The organism is Micromonospora sp. NPDC005087 (genome assembly GCF_042872965.1).
In the GTDB taxonomy this organism is placed as follows: Bacteria; Actinomycetota; Actinomycetes; order Mycobacteriales; family Micromonosporaceae; genus Micromonospora.
This window is the reverse complement of record NZ_JBIALB010000067.1, coordinates 1-1593: the sequence shown is the minus strand read 5'-3', so window position 1 is coordinate 1593 and position 1593 is coordinate 1. Positions and strand designations below refer to the sequence as shown.

Below are 1593 nucleotides of genomic sequence, written 5' to 3'. Positions count from 1 at the left end.
GTGAGTCGGCCTGGGGCGCGGTGCCGGGATTACTCCCGGTCCGTTTCCCCAGGCCGCTCTCCGAACCCGGCGTGCCTGTCTCCAGGCACCGGGCTCTCCACGGTTGTTGCCGTCAGGCTGGTTGCGCCCGCCGGACCCAGGGGTTAGGGATCGCTGCGCCTCGATAGCGGTAACGGGTGACCGTGACCGCGGCGAGGTCGAACAATGCGATCCCGTCCGCCGCCAAGGGTTTCCACCGTCCTTGCCCGGTGGTGAACCGACGCCGGAACTGCGTCCACGTCCACCGGTGAAGCGTCCGCCACCACCGCACGACTCTGTTCCACACGAAGTGGGCCAGTTGCCGGAAGGTGTTCTTGGCGACCGCGTGCCGGAAGTACGTGGACCAGCCGCGCAGGATCTGCCCGAGGCGGATCAGCACGGCTGCCGGGTCCTGCTGTGATGTCCTGCGGGTCAGGGCACGGACCTTGCTCTTCAGCGACCGGATCGGCCGGCCGCCGATGAACGTGTACACGTGCCACTTCAACGACCCCCGTTTACGCCGCCACTGGATGCGGAAGCCGAGGAAATCGAACCCTTCGCTCATGTGGACTACGCGGGTCTTCTCCACCGACAGGCGGAGCCCGATCGTGGCCAACACCTTCGCGATGCTCTCGCGCAAAGCCTCGACGTCAGCCTTGACACCGTTTACCAGTACCGCGAAATCGTCTGCATAACGCACGATCCGCCAGTTCGGCAGCCCTCTTTGACGTCGATATCGGCGGCGGCCGTCGGTACTCATCGTCCCGCCCGGCTGCCACGGCGCATGGACATGCTCATCGAGCACGCTCAACGCGATGTTCGCCAGTAGCGGTGACAAGATCCCGCCCTGAGGTGTTCCGATGGCCGTGTCCTCAAGGTCGCCGAGCTCACTCAGCAGACCAGCCTTGAGGAACGCCTTCACCAACGCCAGTACCCGCTTGTCCTTGATCCTCGACCGGACCCGGTCCATCAAGGCGGTGTGATCGATCTCGTCGAAACACGCCTTGATGTCGGCGTCCAGCACCCACCGGTAGCTCTTGCTACCGAACAGGTGGATCTCAGCAATCGCGTCCTGCGCCCGCCGCCGAGGCCGGAAACCATACGAGACCGGCACGAAGTCGGCCTCGAAGATCGGCTCCAGCACCAGCTTCAGGGCCGCCTGGACAACTCGGTCCGCCACCGTCGGTATCCCGAGGCGGCGGACCTTTCCCGACCCTCCCGGCTTGGCGATGGTGCGTTCCCGCACCGGTAATGGCCGGAACGTCCCCGCCTTCAACTGGGAACGCAAGTCCTCCAGAAACCCAGGTGCGCCCATCTGCTCCTCCACATCGGCGACTGTCAGGCCGTCGACGCCGGGAGACCGGGCGCCCCGGTTGCCCGCGACCCGATCGAACGCCACGATCAGCGTCGCCGGGTCGTACACGAGATTGAACAGGTCATCGAACCGGCGGCCACGATCGGCCGCCGCCCAACGATGAAGCTTGGCCTGCATCTCCGATACCCTGGCGAACGGATACCACTGCTCACCAGGACCGCCGGGATTCCCCAGTGGATCTTTCGGCATTGCAGTCTCCT

Annotated in this window: 1 protein-coding gene; it reads right to left on the bottom strand. The window is 65.4% G+C overall.

Annotated features, from left to right (window positions below):
- Positions 1-112: 112 nt before the first annotated feature.
- The coding region (gene ltrA, locus ACFYPS_RS36870; protein ID WP_387331134.1) for a group II intron reverse transcriptase/maturase at positions 113-1593 on the bottom strand (1481 nt) is incomplete at its 5' end.